6 protein-coding genes and 1 pseudogene are annotated in these 4,362 nt (G+C 67.1%); all 7 read left to right on the top strand.

The window, feature by feature from the left end:
- Positions 1-822 (top strand): annotated as a pseudogene (locus tag ACJ8FR_RS00005) (ribonucleotide-diphosphate reductase subunit alpha); the annotation flags it as partial.
- Between the two features lie 79 nt (positions 823-901).
- Positions 902-1,030 (top strand): hypothetical protein, encoded by a 129-nt coding sequence (locus tag ACJ8FR_RS00010; RefSeq protein ID WP_407826547.1) that lies wholly within the window; start codon positions 902-904, stop codon positions 1,028-1,030.
- Positions 1,027-3,264, top strand: coding sequence for a transferrin receptor-like dimerization domain-containing protein (locus ACJ8FR_RS00015; protein ID WP_407826548.1), 2,238 nt, complete (start codon positions 1,027-1,029; stop codon positions 3,262-3,264). Before ACJ8FR_RS00010 ends, ACJ8FR_RS00015 begins: the two co-directional genes overlap by 4 nt.
- On the top strand, positions 3,261-3,482 hold the full coding sequence (locus ACJ8FR_RS00020; RefSeq protein WP_407826549.1) for a hypothetical protein: 222 nt from the start codon (positions 3,261-3,263) through the stop codon (positions 3,480-3,482). The genes ACJ8FR_RS00015 and ACJ8FR_RS00020 overlap by 4 nt, the downstream gene beginning before the upstream one ends.
- Positions 3,479-3,694 (top strand): hypothetical protein, encoded by a 216-nt coding sequence (locus ACJ8FR_RS00025; RefSeq protein WP_407826550.1) that lies wholly within the window; start codon positions 3,479-3,481, stop codon positions 3,692-3,694. Before ACJ8FR_RS00020 ends, ACJ8FR_RS00025 begins: the two co-directional genes overlap by 4 nt.
- Positions 3,691-4,002, top strand: a complete 312-nt coding sequence (locus ACJ8FR_RS00030) for a hypothetical protein (protein ID WP_407826551.1) — start codon at positions 3,691-3,693, stop codon at positions 4,000-4,002. The genes ACJ8FR_RS00025 and ACJ8FR_RS00030 overlap by 4 nt, the downstream gene beginning before the upstream one ends.
- 46 nt (positions 4,003-4,048) lie before the next feature.
- Positions 4,049-4,362, top strand: a 314-nt coding sequence (locus ACJ8FR_RS00035) for a ribonucleotide-diphosphate reductase subunit beta (protein WP_407826552.1), incomplete at its 3' end; no start/stop codon positions are given.

Consider the following 4,362-nt stretch of genomic DNA (forward strand, 5'->3'; position numbering starts at 1 on the left):
AGCGATTACATCGCCCGCGCGCCCGACGAGATGGCGCGCGCCAAGTACAGCGCCGAGCGCGAGCGCTCGGTCGGCCTCGGCGTCATGGGCTTCCACTCCTTCCTCCAGGCCCGCAACATCCCGTTCGAAGGCGCGATGGCCAAGAGCTGGAACCTCAAGATCTTCAAGCATGTCCGCGCGCAGGTCGACGAAGCGTCGATGATGCTGGCGAACGAGCGTGGGCCTTGTCCCGACGCCGCCGACATGGGCGTGATGGAGCGCTTCAGCTGCAAGATGGCGATCGCGCCGACCGCGTCCATCTCGATCATCGCCGGCGGCACCTCGGCGTGCATCGAGCCGATCCCGGCGAACATCTACACCCACAAGACTTTGTCGGGATCCTTCTCGATCAAGAACCCGTATCTGGAGAAGCTGCTCGCGACCAAGCACAAGGACGGCGACAAGGTGTGGAGCTCGATCCTCGAGCAGGGCGGCAGCGTCCAGCACCTCGACTTCCTGACGAGCGAAGAAAAGGACGTGTTCAAGACCAGCTTCGAGATCGACCAGCGCTGGCTGATCGAGCTCGCCGCAGACCGCACGCCGTTCATCGACCAGGCCCAGTCGCTCAATCTGTTCATTCCCGCCGACGTCGACAAATGGGACCTGATGATGCTCCACTTCCGCGCTTGGGAGCTCGGCATCAAGTCGCTCTATTATCTGCGCTCCAAGTCGGTGCAGCGCGCCGGTTTCGCCGGCGGGGTCGAGGCCGACAACACGCCCGAGCTCAAGGAAATCCCGCTCGCGTCAACCACCGACTACGACGAGTGTTTGGCGTGCCAGTAGAAGGGCTCATCATCGTCGCACTTTGTGCGTTCGTGATTATCATCGCGGGCTCGTCGTACCTCAAGAAAAGACGCGGTCAGTGAAACGCGCACTGACCATCCGCAACGTCGCGAAAGGCGCGGGCGCGGTCGTCATCGGGCTGATCGCGCTCGATCTCGTCGCCACTGTCGTGACCCTCGCCTTCGGCGCGGAGTTCCTGAAAAGATGATCAAGGCATCCGTTTGTCTCGCCGCGCTCGCGCTCGCCTCCACGACGGCCGCTGCGCAGCCGTCGGGCACGGCGCAGGCGCTCGAGCGCAGCTTCGACGCGCAGATCAGCAGCGCCGACCAGCTTGCGTGGCTGCAGCAGATGTCGTCCGCGCCCAACCACGTCGGCTCGCCGCACGACAAGGCCAATGCCGACTTCGAGCTGGCGCTGTTCAAGCAATGGGGCTGGGATGCGCACATCGAGCGCTTCGACGTGCTCTATCCGACGCCGATCTCGACCACGGTCGAGCTGGTGACTCCGCAGCACATCGTCCTCGGCGGCCAGGAGCCGGCGGTGGCGGAGGATCCGACCTCGTCGAACACCGCCGGCGCTCTTCCGCCCTATGTCGCCTACCAGGGCGACGGCGACGTCACCGCGCCGGTGGTCTACGTCAATTACGGCATGCCGGCCGATTATGATGCGCTCGAGCAGCGCGGCATCTCGGTCAAGGGCAAGATCGTGCTTGCCCGCTACGGCGGCGGCTGGCGCGGGCTCAAGCCCAAGCTCGCGCAGGAGCACGGCGCGATCGGCTGCCTCATCTATTCCGACCCGGCCGACGACAGCTACGCGGCCGCCGACGTCTATCCCAAAGGCGGCGGGCGTCCCGAGGCCGGCGTCCAGCGCGGCTCGGTCGCCGACATGCCGACCTATCCCGGCGATCCGCTGACGCCCGGCGTCGGCGCGACGCCCAACGCCAGGCGCCTCACCCGCGCCGAGGCGAAGACGATCCTCAAGATCCCGACCCTGCCCATTTCCTACCGCGACGCGACCAGGATGATCGCGGCGCTGGGCGGTCCGCTGGCGACGGGCAAGCAGCGCGGCGGGCTCGGTCTCGCCTACCATTGGGGCGGCAGCGACGCGGTCCAAGTCCATCTCGCGGTCAAGTCCGACTGGTCGTTGAAGCCGGTCTACGACGTCATCGGCATGCTTCGCGGCGCGGCTTATCCCGACCAATGGATCATCCGCGGCAACCATCATGACGGCTGGGTGTTCGGCGCATCCGACCCGCTCTCCGGGCAGGTCGCCTTGATGAGCGAGGCCAAGGCGCTGGGCGCGCTCTACCGCTCCGGCTGGCGCCCGGCGCGGACCATCGTCTACGCAAGCTGGGACGGCGAGGAGCCGGGACTCCTGGGCTCGACCGAATGGGCCGAGACGCACGCCGCCGAACTGAAGCAGAAGGCGCTGCTCTACATCAACACCGATTCCAACGGCCGCGGGTTCCTCAGCGCCGCCGGCAGCCATGAGCTCCAGCATTTCGTCAACCAGGCGTCGGGCGATGTCGCCGACCCTCGGACCGGCGTCTCCTCGGCGCAGCGTGGCCGCGCCGCGATCCTCGCCGGCGCTTATCTCGGCACCGACCGCGATACGCCCGACGTGATCGACGCGGCGAAGAGCGGCGGCGACCTGCCGCTCGGCGCGCTCGGCTCGGGCTCGGACTACACCGCCTTCCTTCAGCATCTCGGAATCGCCTCGCTCAACCTCGGCTTCGGCGGCGAGGACGAGTCCGACGGCAGCTACCATTCGGTCTACGACAGCTTCTACCATGTCACCCATTTCGACGACCCGGGCCTCACCTACGGCGCGGCGCTGTCGAAGGTCGTCGGGCGGATGGTGCTGCGGGCCGCCGATGCGCCGCGGGTCCCCGCGCGCTATTCGGACTTCGCCGGCGCGGTGTCGCGCTACCTGACCGACATCAAGAAGCTCGCCGCCGACCAGCGCGAGAAGGACCGCACGCTCGCCGATCTCCGCCGCGAGGGCGACTTCACCCTGGCCGCCTCGCCGAACGACCCGATCGTCGCGCCGGCCGACCGCGGAATCACCCCGCTGGTCGACATGCTGCCGCTGGAGAATGCGGTCGACCACCTGAAGCGCGCCGCAAGCGCCGCCGACGCGATGCTCGGCCGCGAGGACGGCCTGCCGCCCGCGACTCAAAGTCGCATCAACACTAGCCTCGCGCAGATCGACCAGCTGCTGATGGACCCCGCCGGCCTGCCTGGCCGGCCGTGGTTCCAGAACCTGGTCTACGCGCCGGGCACGCTCACCGGCTACGGCGCCAAGACCCTGCCCGGCGTGCGCGAGGCGATCGAGCAGCGCCGCTTCGACGACGCGCGCACGTACGTCGGGCGCACCGCGAAGGTGCTCGAAGATTATGCCAACCGGCTTGAGGCGGCGGCGGCGATGGCCAAGACGCCATGATCCACACCGGCCGCCTGATCGAGCTTGCCGCCGCGGTGCTGATCCTCGCCGCGGGCGTCTATTTCTACCGCCGCCGTGACAAGTCCGACGGCTACGGCAGCCAGGGCGCCGTGATCCTGTTCGTCGTCGCCGCGATCATGGCCATCCACGCCTTGGGCGGGCTCGACTATCACCCGAGCGCGGCCGAGGCCGAATATTTCCGGGGCCGCGCCCAATGACCGGCTTCGTGATCCTCGGCGCCCTCGCCCTGATCGCCGGCCTCGCTTTGCTCGTGACCGGCATCCGCAAGCACGAGGCGCAGCATCCCCGCCACGTCGCGATGCTGATCGGGGGCATGATGCTGACCGCGTTCGGCCTGGTGCTCGCCGGCTTCGCCATCGCCTACGAGAATACAGCCCCGCTCGACCTCAATTCCGGGACCGCGCAATGAGGAAGCTCATCGCTCTCGCCGCCGCGCTCACACTCACAGCGTGCGCCGCAACGCAGGCGCCCGACGCCGTTGCGCCCGGCGCGCCCGGCTTCCTCTTCGGCCTGTGGCACGGCTTCATCTTCCCGGTCGCCTGGCTGGTCTCTTTATTCACCGACAAGGTCGCGATCTACGCGGTGCCCAACAACGGCGGCTGGTACGATTTCGGCTATTTCCTCGGCATCGTCGTGTTCGGAGTCGGCGCCCGCAAAAGCCACGTCGTCTACCGCGACCGCGTCATCAACGTCCGCGCGCGGAGGATCGACGGATGAACCGCGCGCCCGCACTTCCCATATTCAGTTCCAAAGGAGCGTAAGCATGCCCCTCCTCACCGCCCGCAAGCAGTACAAGCCGTTCGAATACCCGTGGGCGTTCGAATATTGGAAGCGCCAGCAGCAGATCCACTGGATGCCGGAGGAAGTGCCGCTCGGCGAGGATTGCCGCGACTGGGCGCAGAAGCTCTCCGACCATGAGCGCAACCTGCTCACGCAGATCTTCCGCTTCTTCACCCAGGCCGACGTCGAGGTGCAGGATTGCTACCACGACAAATACGGCCGCGTGTTCAAGCCGACCGAGATCAAGATGATGCTGACCGCTTTCTCCAACATGGAGACGGTGCACATAGCCGCTTA

It is taken from the genome of Sphingomonas sp. (genome assembly GCF_045810705.1).
GTDB lineage: Bacteria > Pseudomonadota > Alphaproteobacteria > Sphingomonadales > Sphingomonadaceae > Sphingomicrobium.

Bases quoted from the DNA above. Each gene is read 5' to 3' on its own strand.
- ACJ8FR_RS00015 (WP_407826548.1), top strand. From the start codon at position 1,027: ATGATCAAGGCATCCGTTTGTCTCGCCGCGCTCGCGCTCGCCTCCACG.
- ACJ8FR_RS00020 (WP_407826549.1), top strand. From the start codon at position 3,261: ATGATCCACACCGGCCGCCTGATCGAGCTTGCCGCCGCGGTGCTGATC.
- ACJ8FR_RS00025 (WP_407826550.1), top strand. From the start codon at position 3,479: ATGACCGGCTTCGTGATCCTCGGCGCCCTCGCCCTGATCGCCGGCCTC.
- ACJ8FR_RS00030 (WP_407826551.1), top strand. From the start codon at position 3,691: ATGAGGAAGCTCATCGCTCTCGCCGCCGCGCTCACACTCACAGCGTGC.